The organism is uncultured Desulfovibrio sp., from assembly GCF_944324935.1.
In the GTDB taxonomy this organism is placed as follows: Bacteria; Desulfobacterota; Desulfovibrionia; order Desulfovibrionales; family Desulfovibrionaceae; genus Desulfovibrio.
In genome coordinates, this window is record NZ_CALUYG010000010.1 from 41,476 (window position 1) to 63,390 (window position 21,915).

The window sequence follows — 21,915 nt, forward strand, 5'->3', positions numbered from 1 at the left end:
CTCGCGCGGGTGGGGTCCCCCTTCCCCCTGCACCCCCAACCCCTCCCCGGCGCGCTTTATTTGTTCGGGATCGGAGGCAGCCTGAGCGGCCTGGAGTCTTACGAGCGCGGTCGTTGCCCATGTTTGCCGACTGCGGGCGCTGGGATGTGTGCGAGCGGTAGGCGGGCTTTCTGATGGCTCTCCCGCGCCGGCAGCGACCCAGCGGGCGGCCGGAGGCCGTGCCCGTTGCGACGCAGGAAGCTACGGGCATCGACAGCAGCGCGCGACCGAAAGGCGGCCGGAGGCCGTGCCCGTTGCGACGCAGGAAGCTACGGGCATCGACAGCAGCGCGAGGGATTCCTTCCCCTCAAAGTAACGCATCTTGATTTCAACTCGTTCCAAAGGAAGACGCATGAAATGGATGACACATCAGGCGGCGGCGGTCGGCATGGCGTTGGTGCTGCATTTGCCGGTGGAGGGGGTGCTTGCCTCCTGTTTTGGAGCCGTGCTGCCGGACATGCTGGACCAGCGAGCCTCCCGGATGACGCGCAATCCGCAGCGGACCTTCAACCGCATCCACCGGGGGGTGACGCACTGGTTCGGCTGGTGGCTGGGGCTTTTTCTGGTGGCGGGCCTGTTGCCGTTGCCGCCACACTGGCGTGCGGTAGTGCTGGGGGTGGGCTTTGGCGCGCTGAGCCACATCGTGCTGGATATGCTCAATCCCAGTGGCGTGCCGCTGCTGCCCTTCAGCCGCAAGAACCGTCTGTCCCTGCGGCTTTGCTCCACGGGCAGCGTCGGGGAGTACATCTTTCTGGCGGCCATGCTGGGCTGTTTCGTGCTCTTTCTGGGGCCGCGTTTCTGGGACATCCTGCATCAGGCCGAACGCTGGGCCGGGCACGCGCTGCGCTTTTAGGGCGTTTTATCTTTGAAAAAGATAAAACGCGAGGCGGCGGCACAGCGCCGTCCGGCCAAAAGTGAGCGGAAAAACGGCGTTTTTTCCGCGAAGCGCCAAGTCGTATGGTTTGAAACGCCAAGCGTTTCAAACAGAAAATGCCCAAGGCCCTCCCGCGCCGGGCCGGAGGCCGTGCCCGTTGGAGTTTACTCATAAAACGTTCTGTATTTTGTGGAGAAATGTTTTTTGCATGGTTCGCCCCCCTGGTAAAAGCGCGCTGGGGAAGGGATGGGGGGCTTGGGGGGAAGGGGAACCCCTCCCGCGCCGGCGGAGGGGTTCCCCTTCCCCCCAAAAAAACTGCACACAGAGGCAGCACGCCATATACAGAAAAGCCGCCGGGGTGACCGGCGGCTTTTCCGCAGTGTCAGGCATCACGCTATGGCGGGCAAGGATGCGGGGCCTGACGACGTTACAGGCAGCAGGCCAGCAGCGGCTGCCGCCGTAGTGCCTTTTCGGGTTTACAGGCCGAGCTGGGCCAGCATGTCGTCGATGGCTCCCTGAGAGCAGCCGTCGGCGCTGGGGCCCTTGAGGGTGCTGCTGGTCTGGCGGGAGTTGCGGAAGTCTTCCACCGCCTTGCTGACTTCATCGCGCAGTTCCTGCGCGTCCTTGGTGGGGTTCTTTTCCGCGCCGTCCAGGAAGAGGCCGGAGGAAACATAGAGCTCCACCACCGTGCCTTCGATGCGGTTGAGGGCCTCCACGACCTTCTTGATGCGCTGGCCGGTGATGTCCTGGAAACTCAGCGTGGTGAGCACATTGGTCAGGTCGTCGCCAAGACCGGTGTTGATGGCCTTGAGGCGTTCCATCTGCTCCGGCGTGCCCTTGCCGCCCATGAATGCCTCAATGAGTTCGGCGGATTCGATCTGAAGCTCAAGCTGCTTTTCCACCACCTCCAGGATGCTCATGGTCGCCTTTTCCGTGGCCTGCATGACTTCGCGCAGCTGATCCGAAGCTTCATTGAAAAGGTGGTCCGCCTCGTCACAGCCCAGCATCTGTCCGCTGGTCGCCTCGGAAATCTGCTGATAGATGCGCTTGAGTCCTTCACGCATATCGTCATTGAGCTGACGATAGACGCTCTGATGCTCTGATCCGCTCATGGCAAGCCTCCGTTACTTGTTGGTCTTGAGGAACGTCTTGGCGCGGGCCGCTTCCGGCGAATTGGGATACTTCTTGATCAGTTCCTGCATGCGGGCCTTGGCGGCGGCCGTCTGCTTGAGCTTGCTGAAGCAGATGCCCTGCTTGAGATAGGCCCCCGGCGCCCGCGAGGATTTGCCGTACTTGGTGATGACCGTGTCGTAGGCCAGGGCGGCATCGGCGAACTGATTGCGCTGGAAATAGCATTCCGCAAGATGATACTGCGCCTCGGCGGTCATGGTGTGGTTGGGATAGTTCTTGACGAAATCCGAAAAGGAGCGCTGGGCCTCGTCGTATTTGCGATTGGTGAAGGCGTTGATGCCGGCGTCATACAGGGCCATGGAAACGTCCTTCTTCGCAACCGGGGCCTGCTGAGGCTGCGGCGTGGGCTGTCCCCAGGTAGAGCCCTGATCCACGGCGGCGGTCCCCGCGGCGGCCGCGCCGGTGGTCGCCGTGGCGGTGAGGGCGGTGCTGGGCTGGCCCCAGGTTTCGCCCGTGCCGGCGGCCGCGGCGGACTGCGGCGCGGTGGCGGAGGTCTGGCCCCAGCCGTCCGAGAGAGCGGGCGCGGCCACCGGGGCCGGCGCGGAGGAAGCGGCGGGCAGGGCGGGCAGCGGGTCGCCCAGATTCAGGTTGAGGGCCATGCTGGTTTCCACCTGGCGCAGGGCGGCGTCATGCTTGTTCAGGCGTTCCACCACGGCACGGGCGCCGCCCACCTGTTGCAGGTCGTAGACCTGCCCCTTGAGGGATTGGACTTCCTGCCGCAGGGCCTGCACCTGATTCCACATCTCCGCCTGCGCGGGCTGGAGCTGACGGAGCTGGGAGTCCTGCTGCTGTACGCGCTGCTCCAGATCCAGCGAGGACGAGGAAGACGAACTGCCCGCCACGCAGCCGCTCGCGAGCGACGCGCTGCACAGGAGGCCAAGGGCGGTAAGGAATCGACTGTGTTTCATGAAGCACCTCGAAATGACGGAAAGGGATCGCCGGCCTTGCGGCGACCGGTAAAGATGTAGATCAGCCCGCCCAAAACGGGCACGAAAACCACAAGAAGCAGCCAGAGGGAGCGTTGCAGCGGGCCGGAGAACTGATGCCGCCAGATGTGCATGATGCTCCAGAGGGTCGGCAGCATGGGCAGCAGGGCCAGCGGGATGTGCCACCAGGCAAAGGTCATGTGCGCTCCTCGTTTTCCGGGTGCGGGCGGGGGGATCGCCAGAGCAGCAGGCAGGCCAGCCCGGCCCCTATGCAGATGGCCATATCGGCCACATTGAACGCCGGCCAGTGCCAGTCCCCCACATAGATGTCCAGAAAATCCACCACGGCCCGGAAGCGTATGCGATCGACGAGATTGCCCAGTGCGCCCCCCATGACGAGCCCCAGCGCCCGGAAGAGCCAGGGCTGTTCCTGCGCGGTGCGGACCAGCAGGATGATGGCCGCCGCCGCCGCCAGCGTGGCCGGCAGGAAAAGCCAGAACTGCCAGTCGATGTCCGGGCTGTTGAGGAAGCCGAAGGCCGCCCCCCGGTTGCGGATGTTGACGAGATCCAGCAGGCCGGGGATGACGGTGACGGGCTTGTGCTCGGGGATGGCGGCCAGCACCCAGAACTTGGTCAGCTGATCGAGCAGCAGGGCCAGCAGGGCGTAGCCGCCGAGCAGTCGGTAACGGGCTTGCACTAGGACAGTTCCTTCATCACCGCCGCGCAGCGGGGGCAAAGGGTGGGATGGGCGGCATCCTGACCCAGTTCCGTGCTGAAGATCCAGCAGCGTTCGCACTTTTCGCCTTCCGCCCTGGCCACGCCCACGGCCAGCCCCGGCACGTCGGCATCCCGCAGGGCCGAGTCAGGCGCTTCGGCCAGCGGGGCAAGCCGGATCTGCGAGACGATGCAGAATTCCCGCAGGTCCGCGCGCAGGCTCTCCACCCGTTCGCGCAGTTCGTCGCTCACATAGAGGGTGACGCTCGTATCCAGCGAGTGACCGACCACGCCGTCCCGCCGCAGGGGCTCGATGGCGCGGGTCATGGCGCCGCGTACGCCCATGAGCACGTTCCAGTCGTCGCGCACGCCGTCCTCCAGTAGGAAGGGGCTGACGTCCGGCGCGGGCAGGGCAAAGACCGTGGGCGCGTCCGCGCGCAGGTCGTTGGGCAGGGCCAGATAGATCTCCTCCGCCGTGAAGGAGAGCACCGGGGCCATGTCCCGCATGAGCAGGCAGGTCAGGTGATAGAGGGCCGTCTGGGCCGAGCGGCGCTCCCGGCTGCCGGGCGCTGAGGCATAGAGGCGGTCCTTGAGTCCGTCCAGATAGACGCCGGACAGGTCGGTGGTGCAGTAATTGTGCAGGGAGTGGTAGACCTTGTGGAACTCATACTCCGTGTAGGCCTGCTGGATGCGCTGATGCAGGCGGGCCGCCACATCGAGGGCGTAGCGGTCAAGCGGCAGCAGCTCGCCGACGGGCAGCAGGTCCTTGCGGTGCAGGTCGGCCAGGTTGCCGAGCATGAAGCGGGCCGTATTGCGGATGCGGCGGTAGGCATCCACGAGGCGGCCGAGGATCTCGTCGGAGATGCGGACGTCTTCGCGGTATTCAACGGAGCTGACCCAGAGACGGATGATCTCGGCCCCGAATTTGTCGATGAGCTCTTGCGGCGCGATGACATTGCCCACGGATTTGGACATCTTGCGCCCGTTGCCGTCCACCACATAGCCGTGGGTGAGCACGGCCCGGTAGGGCGGCGTGCGGCGCGTGCTTTCGGCCACCAGCAGCGAGCTGTGGAACCAGCCGCGGTGCTGGTCCGAGCCTTCCAGGTAGAGGTCGGCCGGGAAGGAGAGCTCGGGCCGGGCCTCCAGCACGGCGGCCCAGCTCGTCCCCGAATCGAACCAGACGTCGAGGATGTCGCTTTCCCGCTTCCAGTGGTTGCCGCCGCATTTGGGGCAGGTCAGCCCGGCGGGCACGATGTCCTCCAGCGGGGCTTCGTACCAGTAGTCGCAGCCGGTGGGGTGTTTGGCGAAGCGTTCGCTCATCTCGCGCATCCAGGCGGCGTCGTTCCAGGCCTCGCCGCAGTCCTCGCAGAGCAGGGCCATGATGGGCACGCCCCACTGGCGCTGACGCGAGATGCACCAGTCCGGGCGGAATTCGATCATGTTGTGGATGCGGTCCCGGCCCCAGGCCGGGATCCAGCGCACCTTCTCGTCGATGGCCGTGAGGGCGCGGCGGCGCAGGTCGTTCTTTTCCATGCTGATGAACCACTGGGTGGTGGCCCGGAAGATGACCGGTTTCTTGCAGCGCCAGCAATGCGGGTAGGAGTGGGAGATGTTCCCGGCGTGCAGCAGGTTGCCCACTTCCTTCAGCTTGTCGATGACCGGAGCATTGGCCTCAAAGACGTTGAGCCCCGCGAAGAATTCCACGCTGGGCAAAAAGCGGCCCGCGTCGTCCAGGGGGGAGTAGATGTCCAGCCCGTAGGCCAGGCCCACCTCGTAGTCCTCGCGGCCGTGGCCCGGCGCGGTATGGACGCAGCCCGTGCCGGCATCCAGGGTGACGTGACGGCCCAGCACCAGCGGCGAGGGGCGGTCATGGAAAGGATGGCGCGCCGCGAGACGTTCCAGCTTTTCGCCCGTGGCGCGGGCCACCACGCGGACATCCTGCCAGCCGAAGACGCGGGCGCAGCTCTCCAGCAGCTCGGCGGCCAGCAGATACTGTGCGCCGGCGGCTTCCACCAGCACATATTCGAATTCCGGGTGCAGGCAGACGGCCATATTGTCCGGCAGGGTCCAGGGGGTGGTCGTCCAGATGACCACGAAGGCCCGCGCCGGATCGGCCCCGGGCAGGACCTCGGCCAGACGGGCGTCCGTCAGCGGGAAGCGTATGAAAACGGAGGGCGAGGTGTGGTCGGCGTACTCCACTTCCGCCTCGGCCAGCGCCGTATGGCAGGAGCAGCACCAGTAAATGGGCTTCTTGGCCCGGATGACGTTGCCCGCATCCACCACATTGGCCAGCTCGCGGGCCGTGGCGGCCTCATAGGCCGGGGCCATGCTCATGTAGGGATGTTCCCAGTCGCCCAGCACGCCCAGGCGCTTGAATTCCTTGCGCTGGGTGTTGATCCACTTGCCGGCGTATTCCCGGCAGAGCTTGCGCACCACATGGGCGGGCAGTTCCTTCTTCTTTTCCTTGAGCTCCTGCTCGACCTTGAGCTCGATGGGCAGGCCGTGGCAGTCCCAGCCGGGCACATAGCGGGCTTCATGGCCCTGCATGTTGCGGGCCTTGATGATGATGTCCTTGAGGATCTTGTTGAGGGCCGTGCCCATGTGGATGTGCCCGTTGGCATAGGGCGGGCCGTCATGCAGCACGAAGGGGCCCATGCGGGTATCCCGCTCGATCATGGCGCGGCAGGCGTCGATGTCTTCCCAGTGCTTGAGCATCTGCGGTTCGCGCTGGGCAAGATTGGCCTTCATGGGGAAGGCGGTCTGGGGCAGATTCAGGGTCTTCTTGTAGTCGCTCATGCTGGCTCCCGAAGCGGATGGGACGCTCCGTGCGGTTCCCTTTGGTTGTGCCGTCTCCCGCCGGCGCGGCCGCACGGAAAGCCGCACGCAGGGCGCGGCTGTGCGGTCCGCCGGGGCGGCGGCCGTCATGACGTCGGCGCAGCGGCGCGCCCCCGATGGGGCGATGCCCTGCCTGTGTTATAAGGTGACGATTTTCCGCAAAGACGCGCGCAAAGTCAAGGGATGGCGGCAGGCGGGCAGGGCGCGCGGCCTTGCCGGTCCTCCCTGGCCGACCGGTCAGTCCTCCGGCTCCAGATGCGCCAGGAAGGACAGCAGGTTGCCTTCGCCCGCGGCACGGCAGCTCAGGTAGCAGCGGGCGTAGGCGGCGGCGGTCATCCGCCGGGCAAAGATGCGGTAGCGGCGTTCCCGGCCGGCAAAGGGCAGGGCCAGGCCGCCGTCGCTCTCCGGCAGGCCCAGGGCGGGCGGCAGCGGCAGCCAGAAGTCCTCCTGCGGGTGGACATAGGCGCGGGCGACATCGTCCGGCAGGCCGCCCAGCCCCAGCAGGCGCAGCACGCAGTCGGCCACATGCAGCACGAGCCGCCGTCCCGGGTGGTTGACCGTGATGAAGAGCTGTTCCGTGCGCCAGTATTCGCGCACGAGGGGCGCGCAGCGGATGGGCGCGTCCTGTTCCTTCGCTTCTTCGCGCCGCAGGGAGGCTTCGGCGATGTCGGGCAGGGAGCCGAAAAGGGCGGGGCCGGCCCGCTGGTAAACGAGGCTGGCCTCCAGCGGGGAGAGGCCGCGCCGCAACAGCTCCTCCAGCAGCGTGTCGGCAAAGTCCACGCCCGGCAGGCGGGTCCAGGTGGGCCAGTAGCCCTGAAAGAAGAGGTTGGGCAGGCGCAGCGTCTGACAGGCGGGCGGCAGGCGCCGCAGGATGTCGGCGCTGGAGAGCTCGCCCCATTTGGCGCCGAGTTCCTGGTGCAGATAGAGGGCGCAGCCGTCCAGCAGATCGTCCGGCAGGGCGGCGCGGGTGTAGTTGAGCACATGCAGCACGCGAAAGTGCCGGGCAAAGGCCGGACTGGCCTCCAGCAGGGGGCGCAGGGCCTCCCCCTGACAGTTGGCGTGCAGGAGGCAGAGAGCGCGCGGCATGGCTGCGGACGGGCCCCGCTACTCGTTCCATTCAAGATAGGTGGCCGTCTGCCGTCCCTTTTCGGAAACGGAGACGCTGACCACGGCTACCTTGCGGGCCTGCGGGTCGGAGTGCCGCCGCAGCCGCTCGGCCACGCTCCGCCAGATGTGGCGGGCCAGGTTCTCCGACGAGGGGTTGACGCTGTCAAAGGGCGGCGTCTCGTTGAGCACGCCGTGATCCAGCGTATCCAGCGTGTCCTTGAGCACCTGCCGCAGCACCTTGAAATCCAGCAGCAGTTCCGTGTCCGGCAGCAGCTCTTCGCCCTGGACGGTGACTTCCACGCCGAAATTGTGTCCGTGCAGATGTTCGCACTTGCCCTGGTAGTGCCGCAGGGCATGGGCGGAGCAGAATTCGTCCCGCACGGTGAGACGCCAGCATTTTTTCTTGTTCATCGGAGGATCCAGTACATGCAGATGGCCGCAATGATCATAACGATGATGGCCAGAATGATACGCGCATTCTGATCCCATTCATAACTTGCGTCGCTTTCAGGGTCATCGTCCAGCGGCGGGGAGACAATGTTCTGCAACCATGAGAACAGGGACATGGCAGGCTCCTTCGGCTAAAGGGGGGGATTTCGTCAAAACGTCGTCCTGCGAAAACCGCATTCAAAAATCGTACCCTGCGGCCCATCACGACGCCCAGGCCGCCAGCGCCCTGTCCAGTTCGGGGCCGGGAGCCACCCGGAATTGCGGGCCAAGGCGGAGGAGGCAGCGGTAACCGTCCAGCAGGACGACGGCCTGCGCTTCCACCTCGCCGGGGTGGGCGGCCAGGATGTTTTTCAGGCTCAGGATATGCTCGCGGCCCAGCCGTCCGGCCGGGATACGCACGCAGATGGGCTGATCGCTCTGGCCGCAGGCCTCGCGCAAAAGCTGCACGCTCTGGCCAAGCAGCTTGACGTCGCGGGGGGCCTCCTCGCCGTCCTCGTCGCTGTCGCGCGCGCTGTCCTCCTGCTTGTCCAGGCGGGCCCGCAGGCAGAGGGGCTGCTCGCTCTTCAGCAGTTCGCGCGCCTCGGCATAGGGCTTGGGGAAGAAGGTCACTTCGGCATGCCCGGTGAGATCCTCGATGCTCACGAAGGCCATGCGTTCGCCCTTGGACTTGGTGATGACCTCCTTGATGCCGGTGACCAGCGCCGGGCAGGAGATCTCCGCGCCGGGGAAGAGGTCGCGCGCGTCCTCCAGCGTGCTCAGGCCGATACGGCGGATCTCGCGGCTGAAGGGCTGGAGAGGATGGCTCGTGAGGAAGAAGCCCAGCGCTTCCTTTTCGAAGCGCAGCTTTTCGTCGTTGTCCCATTCGGGCATGGCGGCCTCTGGGCAGTCCATGCCGATGCCGGGCAGGGGGGCGGCCTCGGTGCGGGGGGCCAGCGCCAGCAGGGAGACCTGATTGGATTCCTTTTCCCTGGCCTTTTTCTGGGCCCGGGCCACCACCCCGTCCAGGGTGGCGATCAGGGCGGCGCGGCTCACGCCGAGGCAGTCGCAGGCCCCGCCCTTGATGAGCGATTCCAGTACGCGCTTGGTGACCTTGCGCAGGTTGACCCGGCAGCAGAGGTCCAGCAGGGAGGCGTACGCGCCGCCTTCGGCGCGGGCTTCCATAATCTCGCGGATGGCTTCGTCCCCCACGTTCTTGATGCCGCCAAGGCCGAAGACCACCTTGCCGTCCTTGGCCGAGAAGGCCCGCTGGCTGTCGTTGATGGACGGTTGCACCACGTCGATGCCCATGTCCTTGCAGCAGGAGACGTACTTGAGCAGCTTGTCCTGATTGCCCATTTCCGACGTCATGAGCGCGGCCATGAATTCCACCTTGTGGTGCACCTTGAGATAGGCCGTGAAATAGGACACCAGCGCGTAGGCGGCCGAATGGGACTTGTTGAAGCCGTATGCCGCGAATTTTTCCATGAGGTCGAAGATCTCGTCGGCCTTTTCCCGGCCGATGCCGTTGGCCCTGGCCCCGTCCACGAACTTGACGCGCTCCTTGGCCATGGCCTCGGCCTTCTTCTTGCCCATGGCCCGTCGCAGCAGGTCGGCGCCGCCGAGGGTGTAGCTGGCGATGATCTGGGCGATCTGCATGACCTGCTCCTGATAGACGATGACGCCGTAGGTGTCCCGCAGACAGTCGCTCAGGGAGTCGTGCGGATAGACGACCGGCACCTGCCCGTGCTTGCGCTTGATGAATTCGTCCACCATGCCCGAGCCCAGCGGGCCGGGACGGTAGAGGGCCAGCATGGCGATGACGTCCTCGAAGCAGGAGGGCTTGAGCATACGCAGATACTGCCGCATGCCCGAACTTTCCACCTGGAAGACGCCGTCCGTGTCCCCGCGCGAATAGAGCTCATAGGTGGCGGCGTCGGTCAGCGGCAGATTGTCGAGGTCCGGTGGCGTCTGTCCCTGGAGGCTGATGTTGTCCAGCGTGTCCTGGATGAGCGTCATGGTCTTGAGGCCGAGGAAGTCGAACTTCACAAGGCCGGTCTGCTCGGTCATGGGCCCGTCGAACTGGGTGACGAGTTCGCCGCGTTTGCCCGTATAGAGCGGCAGGTATTCGTCCATGGACTTGTCCGACACCACGAGCCCCGCCGCATGGGTGGAGGCGTGCCGCGCGAGCCCCTCCAGCCGCCGGGCCGTATCCAGCAGCTTGGTCACCTGCGGGTCGCTGTCGTAGAGCTTTCGCAGTTCCGGTTCGGCATCCAGCGCCTTGTCGATGGTCATCTTGAGGTCGTCGGGCACCATCTTGGCGATGCGGTCGGTCTCGGCGAAGCTCATGCCCAGGGCCCGGCCCACGTCGCGCACCACGCCCTTGGCCTTCATGGTGCCGAAGGTGGTGATCTGCGCCACGCTGTCCTTGCCGTAGGTATCGACCATGTGCTGGATGACTTCCACGCGGCGGCGTTCGCAGAAGTCCACATCAATATCGGGCAGGCTCACGCGTTCGGCATTGAGGAAGCGCTCGAACAGCAGGTTGTAGGGGATGGGGTCGAGGTTGGTGATGCGCAACGCCCAGGCCACGAGGCTGCCCGCCGCCGAACCGCGGCCCGGCCCCACGGGGATGCCGTGGTCCTTGGCCCAGTTGATGAATTCCTGTACGATAAGGAAATAGCCCGGGAAGCCCATGTTGCAGATGACGTCCAGCTCGTAGCGCAGGCGCTGGCGGTAGGCGTCCGCATCGAGGGAGGCCGGGTCGGGGTGTTTCTGCAGGCGCTGTTCCAGGCCCTCCTCGGCCAGCCGCCGGAATTCCGATTCCAGCGTGGCCCCTTCGGGCAGGGGGTAGACCGGGAAATAATGGTGGCCGAAATCCAGCTCCACATTGCACTGTTCGGCGATGCGCATGGTATTGGCCAGCGCTTCCGGCACATGGCTGAAGGCGGCCTCCATCTCCTCGGCGCTCTTGTAATAAAGTTCCGTGGTCTCGAAGCGCATGTGCCTGGGATCGTCCAGCGTGGTCTGCGTCTGGATGCAGAGCAGCACCTCGTGGGCTTCCACGTCGTCGGCATTGAGGTAGTGGCAGTCGTTGGTGGCCACCAGCGGCAGGTGGAGCTGTTCGGCGATCTCCATGAGGCCGTCGTTGACCGTCACCTGTTCCTGCAGGCCGTTGGATTGCAGCTCCAGATAGAAGCGGCCGGGGTAGATGTCCGCGTATTCCCGGGCCAGCGCGCGGGCCTTGTCCATGTCGCCGGCCTGGATGGCGCGCGGCACTTCGCCCGCGATGCAGGCCGAAAGGCAGATGAGCCCCTCGGCATACTGGCGCAGCAGGGCCTTGTCCACGCGCGGCTTGTAGTGGAAGCCCTCCAGAAAGCCCTTGGTCACCAGCTTGACGAGGTTGTGATAGCCCGTCTCGTTCTGGGCCAGCAGGATGAGATGGTTGCGCCTGCGGGCCAGCTCGGACGTCTTGTCGAAATGGTCATGGCAGACGTAGACCTCGCAGCCGAAGATGGGCTTGATGCCGACCTCGGCGCACTGCTTGGCGAAGTAGGCCGCGCCGAACATGTTGCCGTGATCGGTGATGGCACAGGCGGGCATGCCGAAATCCTTGGCGCGGTTGCACAGGTCCTTGAGGCGGATGGCCCCGTCCAGCAGGCTGTATTCGGTATGGCAGTGCAGATGCACGAAATCGGACATGCGGCATTCCTCGGCCGGGCGTTCCCGGCGGCTGGCGATACGGAAAAGGGGGCGCGGGTTCATGCGCCGGACAGCAAGGATAGCATGCCTCGTCCCGAGGCTCAAGGCACGGGAAAAGCGGTCCGACCGCCGGAAAAAACTTTACAAAACCACTTTACTAGTTTTGTAGCTTATACGACTTTTCTCTCCGAAGATGACGGCACATCCGCCGCCGAGGAAGCGCCTGTCGTGCCGGCCAAGACCGCGCCATGCTCCGAGGGAGTCGCGGCATGTGAGGACGCGCCTGCCACGACGGCCGAAACGCCGCTTGCGGCCTACCGCTTCATGGATGAGCGGGTATGGGGCTGGACGCTCGTGCTGGGGAGCCTCGCGCTCTTCTTTTTCGCATTGTACCATGGCACGGGGATCATGTCGGGGAGCATACTTTGTTTCATCATGGGCATCATCAGGCTCGTCCAGGCCCAGCAGCGTTTGGGCAGGCATGCCTGCATCCTGTACCGGGATCATCTGGAGTGTGTCTCCGGCGCTTGGACAAGCGATCTTGTCAGCATCCCCTACGCCAGCATCCGCGAGGCCAGATATTCAAGCTCCAAGCTGCGGCTCCTGCTTGCTTCCGGGGACGGGACGACCAGGTTCAACGTCTATTTTTATGTGTTGGAGGGCGACAAGCGCGATGAGGCCCGCGCCGTCCTGCGGGACAAGATGCGTGAGCTGGGCGTGCTGCGCGAAGACTGACGGACGGCATCCGGTGGGGGCGGCGCGGCGTTTGCGCCTTTCGCGAACGTGCCTGCGGCGGCTCCTGCGCTATGGCGGGGCCGCCGGCGGATAACGGCCCTGCCACAATCCGGGAGCGGGGCGCTCATGCCGTCTCCGTCCGCCCGTCGGGCGTGAACGTGCCGCAGCGTGCCACATTGAGCAGACCGCCGGCAGCGCGCTCCGCTGCGCCTTCAATACGGCAGTCGCCGAAAAAGGCGGGCAGCAGGGCGCGCAGCATCGCGTCGTATCCCTGCCAGTAGTACGGACTGCCCATACGTTTAACCATATCGGGGAGCGTCTTGTTGTCGAAGGGCCCTTCCAGCTTGCGGGCGATATGGAAGTCGGGCCGGGGGCTGTTCGGCGGTATGCGTTGCCTCCAGGTCGCAAAGTCGTTCCTGTCCTGGCGGGAGCTCTGGTGATAGGTAAGGAAGGGCAGCACGCGCAGCCGGAGCATGAGAGAGGTCGTGAACACGCCGGAAAGGGGAGAGGTCACGATGCAGTCCGCCGCAAATCGCATGGCGTTGGGAGAGATGTGGACGGTGTCCCTGATGGCGTGGACGCCGGGATGTCCGGTCAGCCCGTCATAGTCCGGGTGGTCGTAGAAGGGCTTGAAAAGGACCGTGCGGGCAGCGGCCAGCTGCCGTACGGCATCGACCTGTTCCTGCGGGTTGTCGTTCAGCCCGCCGCAATAGAGGACCAGTTCCCTGTCCGCCGGTATCCGTGCATCGAGATGCTCCTCCAGGAGCTGGCGCAGCCGCTCCCGCGGAAGCCGTCGTCCGTCTTCCCAGGGGCCGAGCTGGTAGGTCCCGGCGGGATGGATCTCCCGCACAAGCTTCCCGTTTGCAGGCGCTTCCGGCTGTTTCCCCAGATTGATCTGTTTTGCATACTGACAAAGGATATGGGTGAAGGGGGCATCGTCCGGCATGAAGACGAACGCCGAGGCATGCAGCATCAGGATACGGCGATCGGCCAGCGAGGCCAGGGCCGGGTGGCGTTCCAGATCCTGCTGACCGGCAACTCCTACCGCGCCATACCTTCCCCCGGCCTGCCCCACGGGAAAGAACTGGTAGCCGGTGTCCGCGAGTTCCCGGTAGGCGGGACAGGTAGCTTTGCCTTCCAGCAGAAGGCCGTCCGGGACGAAGATGTCCACGGCGTCGACCGGCATGTGACCGATGACATGCTGGAAATACAACAGACTGCGCGACGCGAGGTAAAGGGCGAGGCGGTGTGCGTTCATGGTGTCCTTAGAGCGTTTCCCATTTGAAAAGTTTTGTGTCCCGATCTGTACGGCCTGGCGTTTCGCGGAAAAAAACGCGGCTTTTCGCTCAGTTCGGGCCGGGCGGCGCTGTGCAGCGCCTCGCGTCATGTTTTTTCACCGGCAAGACGCTCTGGTGCTGGAGAGCGCGAGGTGCGCGGACGGGGCCTGCGGACGGCCTGCGGCGGCGCAGCCGCAAAAGGCGTCTTCGACTATGCCCGGGGCACGGCGAAAAGTCGAGGCATCCGTCGACAGGGCCGTGCTTGCGGCAGCGCCGATGAGCCCTTGCCGACGCCTTTCCCGGGGGGTATACCGCTTCCATGAAAACGTCATTTCTCCCGGAGATCGAAGACATCTCGTCACACGAAACCTGGTTTGCCGGCTATGTCGAAGGGCAATACGCTCTTTGTGAGGGCGATGCCGGGCCCATGCGCCTCAAGGCGACGCACACGCTCGCCGTGCTCGGCCATGCCCGGCGCATAGCGCGGGAAGAAGGCTTCGCCCCGCATATCGTCCGCGCCTGCCTGCTGGCGGCCCTGTACCACGATGTGGCCCGCTTCGCGCAGTATCTGCGCTATGGCACGTTTCGCGATCGGGATTCCCGCAACCACGGCCTCTGGGGCGCGGCCATCCTCAAGCGGGAGGGACGCCTTGCCCGGGAGGAGAGGACGGTGCGGCGGCTGGTGCTGGCCGCCGTTGCCCTGCATAACCGCTATGCCCTGCCGGCCGCGCTGCCTGCCGAGATGGCCTGCGTCGCCTCGACGGTGCGGGATGCGGACAAGCTGGATATCTTGCGGGTCATGGACGAGCATCTGTCCGGGCCGCGCCCGTATTGCCCCACCGTGGTGCTGGGGCTGCCGGATGCCGCGGACAGGGTGAGCGAAAAGGTGCTGGAGGATGCCCGGCGGGGAAGGGTGGCCGCGTATGCGGATCTGCGCAGCGTCAATGATTTTCGTGTGCTGCTGGGGACCTGGATCGACGACATGCACTTTGCGAGCAGCCGGCGTCTGTTCGCCGCAAGCCCCCATGCCGTGCGTCTTCTGGCGGACCTGCCGCGACGAGGGCCCTATGCCGGCGTGCGTGCCTGCCTGCTGGAGCGGCTGGCGCGGGGACGTCGGGAAGACGCGCTCCCGGACGGGGACGCCTGATGCGGGTCGGCGACAGGTTGCCGGAGGCCGTGCGCGGGCGTCTGGAGGCGTTTGCGGCGGCTTGCGGCGGGGACTGGGGGGGCGAGTACGGCCCGGGAGCCGGAGTGCGGCGTTTCCTGCGTGGTCGTGTTCCCTGGCCGGGGGGCGGCAAGGCGGACAGGCCGCCAGCGCTGGACGACGTGCTGGCCCTGCCGGTGGACGCTCTGCCCGTGCTGCGGCTGGGCTATGTGCTGCATGTGCTGCCGTTTGCCGAAGCCTGCGCCGTGGCTCTGGCCTGCGCCTGCGCCTGCCGGGAGCTCTGGCTGGCGGACATCGTGCCCGCCGAGCGCAATCTGGGACTTGCCGCGGCCTGCGCCGTCCGCCTGCTGCCCGGTCTGCGGCCGTGGGGCGGCACATCGGCCGCCGGGCGGGAGTGGCTGGCGCATGGCGGGCTGGAGGGCTGTCTGTACGGCGCGGGACTGCGCTGTCTGTCGCGTCGGACATTGCTGGGCGGCGCGGCGCTGCTGGTGCGCTGCGCCGTGATGCCGCGGGGCGGAGCCGGCGTACGCCATGAGGCGTCGTCTGGCGATCGGGACGCTACCCGGTGAGGTAAAGCTCCCTGCTGATCCGCAGAGGGTCTTCTATGTTTTTCAGCAGGGAGAGCAGGATGTTGCAGAGGGCGGCGTCGTTCTCCTGCCGGGCCACGCGCAGGGACTGGAGCAGAAGCGGTTTGAGCATGCCGGCATCGACCTCGCTGAAGGTCTTCTCTTCCGAAAGCGGCGTTCCCGTCATCCGTTCCATGTACTCACGCTGAGCCTGGGTAAGCTCGGCGCAGATGCGGTAGGGCGGGTAAATGGTGCGCATGACCAGAAGAAAGACGGCCAGGGCCGCGGGTTCGTCGGGATAGCTGCGCCAGAAATCACGGGCGCAATGCTGCTCAAGGGATCCGGAACGGAGGATGCGGAGCAGGAAGTCTTTTTTGTCCCACGCCTTTTTTTTGCCTTCGACCCGCTGTACGGCAACGGATTCACGCAGGCTTTCCCCCCGGGATACGGCAAGGAGCGCCTGCCGTATGCGCGGCATGGTCTGGGCGGGATCGTAGATATACTGTCCGTAGCAGGTACGAATATGCCGCCCCCAGCGTTCTTTGGGCATATCAAGAGCGATCTTGACGGACTTGGACACATGGTCGAGCACGCTGACCTGGACGCCGGTGGGGGTGATGCTCAGGTGTTTACGCTGCGCTTCCAGCGTCCGGCGTATCTCAGGGCGCAGGGCCGAGAGCGCGAACACTTCGCCGATATTGGAATATTCGGTGATGAGGGTGGCGGCACGCGCAAATTCGGGCAGGTGGTCGAAATCGCGGCTGACGGCAAAGCGGGGATGCCCTTCAAAAAGGGAAATGAGCTTCTGGACATCCGGGTGGTTCCATGAGGTGACGCAGGGCCGGAAGCAGACGCGGTAGGCCGGGAAATCCTGGAGCAGGGCGTCGATCATGGCCGGCGCGAAGTCGCCGATCATGCGGTTGCGGGGGTCGTTGGGATTGGCCCAGTAGCCGGTGGGCGCATACAGGATGGAGTCCTGTTCGCAGGTCATTTCTTTCAGATGGGCCTGCACAGTGGCGATGCGCGGGCAGCCAACGGGAAAAAACGTATAGAACGGGCGCTTGCGCCGGACATGCGCGGGGTTGCAGCTGCCCTCCAGCTCTTTACGGATCAGGGCGGCATCCCTGAGCGTTTGCGGCGTGGTGGTGAAGTAGGCATCCTGAAAGAACATCCGGCGCTGCCAGCCGGGGAAGGCCAGGGGGGAGCTGTAGCCGAGAAAGGAGTGCGGGAAGGCCGCCACATAGGCCGCATCTGGGAAGTCGTTTTCGTACTGGTCGGTACAGACGAAGACGCGCACCCCCCGCAGATCCTTCAGCTGCTGCCGGTCCACCCGAAAAATGGGGCCGGGCATGGAGAAGCTTTCCGGCTCAAGCGTGGAAAGCGTGCACAGGGCGAAATCATCCGCGATATGGCGGTAGATCTCCCGGAAATATTCGTCCGGGATACGGTCTGTCCAGTGAATGCAGAAACAAAGAACCGGCCGCCGGGGAGACTGACTGTCGATCCAGGCCTGCGCTTCCTTCAACTGATCCATGCCTGTTCCTTTTTTCCCGCGCCGTCCCGTTGCAGACGTCCACGAAGCCGGAAGCTCCCACGCAGCGTGCGGATCCGTGTCGGCACGTCCGTCATGGCGGCGGCCCTCTCCGGCGTGTCGTCCCTGCGCCACGCCGGAGGCGGGTGCGGTCCCTTCGCGCTGTCCGCGGACGCATGCTGCCGGCGCGGAAGGGCCCGGCCTTCTCGCAGCGGAGCGAGAAAAGGCGTTCCCGTCATTCTTTCCCCAAGCCCCCCATACCTTCCCCAGCGCGCTTTTGCCAGGAAAGAGTCGGGAATACGAGGCGTCCCCGCCCCCAACGACAAGCGGAGCATGTACAACTTGCCGTATTTATTGAAATCGTCTGCAAAATTTGTGTCAATGCGCCCTAATCGTTGGGCGTGGTGATGCGCCAGTCGTGCGACCAGCCCTCGCGCTCGATGGCCCGCTTGTAGATGTGGTAGTCCTCGCGGGTGTCCACTTCCACCCAGTGGCCGACCACCGGTACGGCCTGCACAAGGACGTCGTCATCCACCAGCCCCTGGATGAAGGTGGTCATATCCGTATGGTCGCAGGCGCTGCCCAGCTTGTTGAGGTGCTTCTTGGCGTATGTCCACCCCTTGGGGGAAAAGCGGATGAGCCCCATGTACTGCCCCTGGATGTCGTCGGGATCTTCCGGGCGGAAGCCCACTTCCAGCAGGCGGCCGTCCTCGTGCACAAAGGTCTCGGCATTCATAAGCGGATCGCCGAAACGCTGCATCCACAGGGTCTGCCAGCGGGTGTCGTAGGTGATGGCGACGGGTTCCACGGCATTGGCCAGCGCCAGGATGTGGTTGGCCGGATAGAGGGCGTCGGCATGGCTGACGATGATGCCGTCCTCGTCTTCGGCCAGGGCCATGTCGATCCACGGCGCCACGCAGCGCAGGCCGGACAGGAGGCTGCCGTGCAGCCAGTCCGTATTTTCCACGGTCTCAAAGGCGTTGGGGGGCAGGCCCGCGGCCTCGGGGGTGAGCTGTTCGGAGCGGTAGCCGCGCACCACGCAGATGCGGCGGGCCCTGGCTGCTTCCAGCGCTTCGCACTGCCAGCGGACCAGCGTCTTTCCTCCCAGTTCGATGAGGCTGGTGGGCTTGTCTTCGGTGAGTTCCTTGAGACTGGCGCCGCGGCCTGCGGCCAGGATGATGGCGATCATGCGACTTGCTCCCTTTGTCGTTTCCCCGGGCTCGGGAGAAGGAATTTTTGCGGAGTATACGGAGAAAGTGTCCTTCCCGCAAGTCACAGGCCGCCGTTTTCTCTTCTGCCGGGCGGCAGGAGAAAACGGCGGCCTGGATGAGGATGCGGACTGGTCAGTTTTGCGCGGGGGCGGCGTTCGTGGGTGCGGCAGGCATGGGAAACGGCGCCAGCGCCGCTCCGGGCGGCACGACGGCCCCGACGCCCGTGCTGCCGCCCGTCGCGCCGGCGGCTGGTGGCGTCGCGGTCTGCGGCGTTCCTGCCGGGGCGGCGAGCGGAGGTGTCGGCGCGTAGCCGCCGGGAGAGATGCCGTATGCCGGAGCTGTGCCGCCTGCCGCCGTCGGCAGCGAGCCTGTCGGCTGGCCCGCAGGCGCTGCGGGAGCGGCAGGCGCCGCCCGGGGGACTGCGCCGGGAAGCGGCGCGGCGGGCTGAGCGGCGGCGGAATCGGGCACGACGCCGGGCACAACGCCGGGCGTGGGCAGGGCGGCTCCTCCGGGAACGATCTGTCCCGGGTAGGGCGCGGTCTGGAGTCTGCCCTGTGGCAGGCTCCCGGGCAGGGCCCCGGCGGGGATGGCTGCCGGCGCTGCGGCGTCCGGTTGGCCGGGGAGGCTCGCACCGGCCGGCCGGTTTTCCGGCGTCGGGCCCAGCGGACTGATCTGCAGGAGATTTTCGGGGACTTCACCGGGGCCGGGGATGAAGAGGGTCTCCGGGTTCATGCTGGCCCAGGCGAACCACATGGAGTAGCTGCCGTAATACTGAGGCAGGCTGGCCCCCTTGAGGTTGCCTTCCAGACAGATGCCCGTGGCCGGGTCCCAGATGCTGCGGGTGGTGATGTCCATGAACTGATTGCCGGAATAGACGAAGAGGAAGGGTTCCGCCCAGACCTGCCGGTTGAAGACGCGCACCACGTCCAGCTTCTTGTCATGCACGGCGATCAGGGCCGATGGCCCCACGAAGAAGTTGACCGCTCCTTTTTTCTTGACGTAGGCGATGTCCACGGCGATCAGCGAGCCCTGATGCTCAAGGCAGAGCATGGGCGTCTTGCGCGGGAAGCGTTTGTCTATCCGCTCCACGGGGTAGACCAGCTCGTCATTGGTGTAGTAGGTGTCCGGTTTGCGGTAATCCCCGTAGGGATCACGGCCGTAGGGGCGGCGTCCCGGCGGCCGCGAGAGCACTTTGGCGCCGGGGAAGGTGCGTTTGGCCGGTTCCCAGGTCGTCCAGTAGCTGGGCACGAGGGGCATGCCGCGTCCCAGCAGGCTGCCGTCAAAGGCCATGCCCAGTTCCTGGAGCCAGAGGCTGCCCGAATTGCGGTCGATGAGCACGCTGTTGCCGTCGTACAGGCGGCCTTCGGCGTCAAAGATGAGGTTCAGCCCGCCCATGGAGGAGTCGTAGGCGGCAAAGCCGCCGGTGATGGGGCTGTACGTGATGGCATAGGCGTGATCGTCCACCACCTCGTTGATGACCTGATGCCAGACAAGATATTTTTGCGGATAGATGCGCGGCCCGTCAGGCAGCATGACCACGAAGACCACATCGTCGCCGTTCATGCTGAGGCCGGCGTCCTGCATGCGGTCGAAGCGGGGCCGGTAGAGGGAGGGGATCTGCCCGTACTGGATGCCGCTCTCCGTCAGTTTCTTGTTGATGTCGGCCAGTTCCTGCAGGTTTTGGGGGCGGGCCGCGGCGGTCTCGCTCATCAGCACGAGGCTGAGCAGCAGGAGGGGCAGGATGCGCCCGGTCAGGCGGCCCATTCGCAACAGCTTCAGCATTGCGCTCCCCCTTCACGAAAAAGGTAATCCCGCAGGGCCTGCGGCCACGGGCGCGGCTTTTCGCCGAGGAATCGTGCCAGCTTGTCGCAGTTGAGCACGGAAAAGGCCGGCCGGCGGGCCTTCTGCGGCCATTCGGAGCCGGGGATGGGCTGTACGCGGCAGGGGCTGCCCGCCAGGGCGACGGCCTCGCAGGCAAGTTCGCACCAGCTGGCGCGGCCGCTGTTGGCGGCGTGCCAGAGGCCGGTCTGTCCGGCTTCGGCCAGCCTGGCGCTCCAGTGGGCCAGGTCGAGCGTATAGGTCGGCGAGCCGTTCTGATCATGCACGACGCTGATGACATCCCGCCGCCGGCAGGCGTCAAGGATGGTCTGCACGAAGTTCCGCCGCCCGGGACCGAACAGCCAGGCCGTGCGCAGCACGAGGGAGCGCTCCGGCAGGTCGTTGAGCACGGCCTGTTCGCCGGCGAGTTTGGTCTTGCCGTAGACCGATGCCGGGCAGGGCGTATCCTCTTCGGTGAGCGCCCTGCCGCTGTTGCCGCCGAACACGAAGTCCGTGCCGTAATGCACCAGCAGCCCCGAGCCGATGTTGCGCAGCAGCCGGGCAAGGGCATCGGGCAGCGTACGATTGATGAGCATGGCTTCCTCGGGGTGGTCTTCCGCCTCGTCCACCTGCGTCCAGGCCACGGTATTGAATACCACATCCGCTTCGGCCCGCTCCAGACGCTGCTGCAGGAAATCCATGTTCTGCAGATTGCCGTCGCAGCGTCCCAGCGTTTCCACCTGCCAGCCACGGTGGGACAAGACCCGTACGAGGGCCTGTCCCAGCAGCCCGGTGGCGCCTCCAAGAACCAGCGCTTTGGCCATGACAACCTCCTCTTTTCATGTTACCTCCGCGCATTACGGCGGTCAACACCAGAGGCGCCCGCCTTGCTTCCCCGCGCCAAGTGGCCTATACGGAAAACATGAAATGCGCTATCCTGCTGGTGGCTTTCGGGGCGACGGGGCAACAGGCCCGGGGAACCCTGCGCGATTTTGACGCGCAGGTGCGGGCGGCCTTTCCCGACTGGCCCGTGCGCTGGGCCTATACCTCGCTGCTCCTGCGCGAGCGGCTGGCCCGGGCCAGGCAGAAAAGCGATTCCGTCCTCAAGGCCTTGCGGCGTCTGCAATTCGAAGGCTTCCGACAGGTCGCCGTGCAGCCGCTGCACAGCATCCCCGGCGATGAGAACGGCGAGGTTCGGGCCGTGCTCGAGGAAGTGGCGGCCACCTCCGCCATGCGCCTGCAACTGGGCGCGCCCCTGCTCGACGATCCCGAGGATGTCGAGGAGGCGGCGCGGGCCGTGCTGGCCCATCTGCCGCCCGAGCGGCAGGCCGGTGAGGATGTGGTGCTCATGGGGCACGGCGCGCGGCATCCGGCCATGTCGCGTTACGAGGATCTTGCCCGCGCCGTGGACCGGCTGGACGCGCATATCCATGTCGGGGCCATGAGCGGTCCGCTGGAGCTGGACGCCCTGCTGTCCCGCCTGACCTCCCGGCGGGTATGGCTCATGCCGCTGCTGTCGGTGGTCGGCAGGCACGCCCTGGAAGACATGGCGGGCGAACAGGAGCATTCCTGGCGGTCGCGGCTGGAACGGGCCGGGCATGATTGCTGCCCGATCCTGCACGGCATGGCGGAATATTCCGGGTTTGCCGCCATCTGGCTGCGTCATCTGGCGCAGGCCGTGGCGCGTTTCACTTCATAAATATCAGGAGATGGGGTCATGTTGCAGCATTGTTTACGGACGGGGATCGTGCTGGGTTGTCTGATGACGGGCGGTCTGCTGAGCGCCTGCGGCTTCACG

Annotated in this window: 19 protein-coding genes; 5 read left to right on the forward strand and 14 right to left on the reverse strand. The window is 65.6% G+C overall.

Annotated elements, in window-relative coordinates; all coding sequences use genetic code 11:
• The first annotated feature begins 391 nt into the window (after positions 1–391).
• Complete coding sequence (locus tag Q0J54_RS03860) at positions 392–892, forward strand: metal-dependent hydrolase (RefSeq protein WP_296304091.1); 501 nt, start codon at positions 392–394, stop codon at positions 890–892.
• 497 nt (positions 893–1,389) lie between these two features.
• Here Q0J54_RS03860 and Q0J54_RS03865 read toward each other — a convergent pair whose 3' ends face one another.
• From Q0J54_RS03865 to dnaE, 9 genes are all read right to left on the reverse strand, one after another.
• Positions 1,390–2,025, reverse strand: a complete 636-nt coding sequence (locus Q0J54_RS03865) for a protein phosphatase CheZ (RefSeq protein ID WP_296304092.1) — start codon at positions 2,023–2,025, stop codon at positions 1,390–1,392.
• A gap of 12 nt (positions 2,026–2,037) precedes the next feature.
• Positions 2,038–3,012: a tol-pal system protein YbgF gene (gene ybgF / locus Q0J54_RS03870; protein ID WP_296304093.1), complete on the reverse strand. Its 975-nt coding sequence runs from the start codon at positions 3,010–3,012 to the stop codon at positions 2,038–2,040.
• The gene (locus Q0J54_RS03875) at positions 3,009–3,230 is read right to left on the reverse strand and encodes a PLDc N-terminal domain-containing protein (RefSeq protein ID WP_296304094.1); all 222 of its coding nucleotides are present in this window, start codon (positions 3,228–3,230) and stop codon (positions 3,009–3,011) included. The genes ybgF and Q0J54_RS03875 overlap by 4 nt, the downstream gene beginning before the upstream one ends.
• Positions 3,227–3,727, reverse strand: coding sequence for a signal peptidase II (gene lspA / locus Q0J54_RS03880; RefSeq protein ID WP_296304095.1), 501 nt, complete (start codon positions 3,725–3,727; stop codon positions 3,227–3,229). Before lspA ends, Q0J54_RS03875 begins: the two co-directional genes overlap by 4 nt.
• Entirely contained in the window at positions 3,727–6,540 is a 2,814-nt protein-coding gene (ileS, locus tag Q0J54_RS03885; protein ID WP_296304096.1) for an isoleucine--tRNA ligase, read from the reverse strand. Before ileS ends, lspA begins: the two co-directional genes overlap by 1 nt.
• Positions 6,541–6,816: 276 nt before the next feature.
• Entirely contained in the window at positions 6,817–7,665 is an 849-nt protein-coding gene (locus tag Q0J54_RS03890; protein WP_296304097.1) for a WcbI family polysaccharide biosynthesis putative acetyltransferase, read from the reverse strand.
• Between the two features lie 18 nt (positions 7,666–7,683).
• On the reverse strand, positions 7,684–8,097 hold the full coding sequence (queD, locus tag Q0J54_RS03895) for a 6-carboxytetrahydropterin synthase QueD (RefSeq protein ID WP_296304098.1): 414 nt from the start codon (positions 8,095–8,097) through the stop codon (positions 7,684–7,686).
• The gene (locus tag Q0J54_RS03900) at positions 8,094–8,252 is read right to left on the reverse strand and encodes a hypothetical protein (RefSeq protein ID WP_296304099.1); all 159 of its coding nucleotides are present in this window, start codon (positions 8,250–8,252) and stop codon (positions 8,094–8,096) included. Before Q0J54_RS03900 ends, queD begins: the two co-directional genes overlap by 4 nt.
• A gap of 85 nt (positions 8,253–8,337) precedes the next feature.
• Entirely contained in the window at positions 8,338–11,814 is a 3,477-nt protein-coding gene (dnaE, locus tag Q0J54_RS03905) for a DNA polymerase III subunit alpha (RefSeq protein WP_296304100.1), read from the reverse strand.
• 228 nt (positions 11,815–12,042) lie between these two features.
• Between dnaE and Q0J54_RS03910 the strand changes: the two genes are divergently transcribed.
• Positions 12,043–12,549, forward strand: coding sequence for a hypothetical protein (locus Q0J54_RS03910; protein WP_296304101.1), 507 nt, complete (start codon positions 12,043–12,045; stop codon positions 12,547–12,549).
• Between the two features lie 124 nt (positions 12,550–12,673).
• Here Q0J54_RS03910 and Q0J54_RS03915 read toward each other — a convergent pair whose 3' ends face one another.
• The gene (locus tag Q0J54_RS03915; protein ID WP_296304102.1) at positions 12,674–13,807 is read right to left on the reverse strand and encodes a hypothetical protein; all 1,134 of its coding nucleotides are present in this window, start codon (positions 13,805–13,807) and stop codon (positions 12,674–12,676) included.
• Between the two features lie 338 nt (positions 13,808–14,145).
• On the opposite strand from Q0J54_RS03915, the gene Q0J54_RS03920 reads away from it, so the two are divergent.
• Positions 14,146–14,973 carry an HD domain-containing protein gene (locus Q0J54_RS03920; protein ID WP_296304103.1) on the forward strand — a complete coding sequence of 276 codons (828 nt, stop codon included), beginning with the start codon at positions 14,146–14,148 and terminating at the stop codon, positions 14,971–14,973.
• Positions 14,973–15,560: a hypothetical protein gene (locus tag Q0J54_RS03925; protein ID WP_296304104.1), complete on the forward strand. Its 588-nt coding sequence runs from the start codon at positions 14,973–14,975 to the stop codon at positions 15,558–15,560. Before Q0J54_RS03920 ends, Q0J54_RS03925 begins: the two co-directional genes overlap by 1 nt.
• Here the strand turns inward: Q0J54_RS03925 and Q0J54_RS03930 are convergent.
• The 4 genes from Q0J54_RS03930 to rfbD all read right to left on the reverse strand — a co-directional run bounded on the left by Q0J54_RS03930 (position 15,550) and on the right by rfbD (position 20,941).
• Positions 15,550–17,091, reverse strand: a complete 1,542-nt coding sequence (locus tag Q0J54_RS03930; RefSeq protein WP_296304105.1) for a hypothetical protein — start codon at positions 17,089–17,091, stop codon at positions 15,550–15,552. The two genes, Q0J54_RS03925 and Q0J54_RS03930, sit on opposite strands and share 11 nt — an antisense overlap.
• 385 nt (positions 17,092–17,476) lie before the next feature.
• Entirely contained in the window at positions 17,477–18,277 is an 801-nt protein-coding gene (locus Q0J54_RS03935) for an NTP transferase domain-containing protein (protein ID WP_296304106.1), read from the reverse strand.
• Positions 18,278–18,431: 154 nt separating this feature from the next.
• Complete coding sequence (locus Q0J54_RS03940) at positions 18,432–20,081, reverse strand: DUF3179 domain-containing protein (RefSeq protein WP_296304107.1); 1,650 nt, start codon at positions 20,079–20,081, stop codon at positions 18,432–18,434.
• Positions 20,075–20,941, reverse strand: a complete 867-nt coding sequence (gene rfbD / locus Q0J54_RS03945; protein WP_296304108.1) for a dTDP-4-dehydrorhamnose reductase — start codon at positions 20,939–20,941, stop codon at positions 20,075–20,077. Before rfbD ends, Q0J54_RS03940 begins: the two co-directional genes overlap by 7 nt.
• A 98-nt stretch (positions 20,942–21,039) precedes the next feature.
• Here rfbD and Q0J54_RS03950 point away from each other — a divergent pair, with 98 nt between their 5' ends.
• A complete protein-coding gene (locus Q0J54_RS03950; RefSeq protein WP_296304109.1) occupies positions 21,040–21,816 on the forward strand; it encodes a sirohydrochlorin cobaltochelatase in 777 nt (258 codons plus the stop codon).
• The last annotated feature ends 99 nt before the right edge of the window (positions 21,817–21,915 follow it).

What these genes read in the sequence shown, in the direction of transcription:
- Q0J54_RS03860 (WP_296304091.1), top strand. Translation starts at nt 392, where the DNA reads ATGAAATGGATGACACATCAGGCGGCGGCGGTCGGCATGGCGTTGGTG.
- Q0J54_RS03865 (WP_296304092.1), bottom strand. Translation starts at nt 2,025, where the DNA reads ATGAGCGGATCAGAGCATCAGAGCGTCTATCGTCAGCTCAATGACGAT.
- ybgF (WP_296304093.1), bottom strand. Translation starts at nt 3,012, where the DNA reads ATGAAACACAGTCGATTCCTTACCGCCCTTGGCCTCCTGTGCAGCGCG.
- Q0J54_RS03875 (WP_296304094.1), bottom strand. Translation starts at nt 3,230, where the DNA reads ATGACCTTTGCCTGGTGGCACATCCCGCTGGCCCTGCTGCCCATGCTG.
- ileS (WP_296304096.1), bottom strand. Translation starts at nt 6,540, where the DNA reads ATGAGCGACTACAAGAAGACCCTGAATCTGCCCCAGACCGCCTTCCCC.
- Q0J54_RS03890 (WP_296304097.1), bottom strand. Translation starts at nt 7,665, where the DNA reads ATGCCGCGCGCTCTCTGCCTCCTGCACGCCAACTGTCAGGGGGAGGCC.
- queD (WP_296304098.1), bottom strand. Translation starts at nt 8,097, where the DNA reads ATGAACAAGAAAAAATGCTGGCGTCTCACCGTGCGGGACGAATTCTGC.
- Q0J54_RS03900 (WP_296304099.1), bottom strand. Translation starts at nt 8,252, where the DNA reads ATGTCCCTGTTCTCATGGTTGCAGAACATTGTCTCCCCGCCGCTGGAC.
- dnaE (WP_296304100.1), bottom strand. Translation starts at nt 11,814, where the DNA reads ATGTCCGATTTCGTGCATCTGCACTGCCATACCGAATACAGCCTGCTG.
- Q0J54_RS03915 (WP_296304102.1), bottom strand. Translation starts at nt 13,807, where the DNA reads ATGAACGCACACCGCCTCGCCCTTTACCTCGCGTCGCGCAGTCTGTTG.
- Q0J54_RS03920 (WP_296304103.1), top strand. Translation starts at nt 14,146, where the DNA reads ATGAAAACGTCATTTCTCCCGGAGATCGAAGACATCTCGTCACACGAA.
- Q0J54_RS03925 (WP_296304104.1), top strand. Translation starts at nt 14,973, where the DNA reads ATGCGGGTCGGCGACAGGTTGCCGGAGGCCGTGCGCGGGCGTCTGGAG.
- Q0J54_RS03930 (WP_296304105.1), bottom strand. Translation starts at nt 17,091, where the DNA reads ATGGATCAGTTGAAGGAAGCGCAGGCCTGGATCGACAGTCAGTCTCCC.
- Q0J54_RS03935 (WP_296304106.1), bottom strand. Translation starts at nt 18,277, where the DNA reads ATGATCGCCATCATCCTGGCCGCAGGCCGCGGCGCCAGTCTCAAGGAA.
- Q0J54_RS03940 (WP_296304107.1), bottom strand. Translation starts at nt 20,081, where the DNA reads ATGCTGAAGCTGTTGCGAATGGGCCGCCTGACCGGGCGCATCCTGCCC.
- rfbD (WP_296304108.1), bottom strand. Translation starts at nt 20,941, where the DNA reads ATGGCCAAAGCGCTGGTTCTTGGAGGCGCCACCGGGCTGCTGGGACAG.
- Q0J54_RS03950 (WP_296304109.1), top strand. Translation starts at nt 21,040, where the DNA reads ATGAAATGCGCTATCCTGCTGGTGGCTTTCGGGGCGACGGGGCAACAG.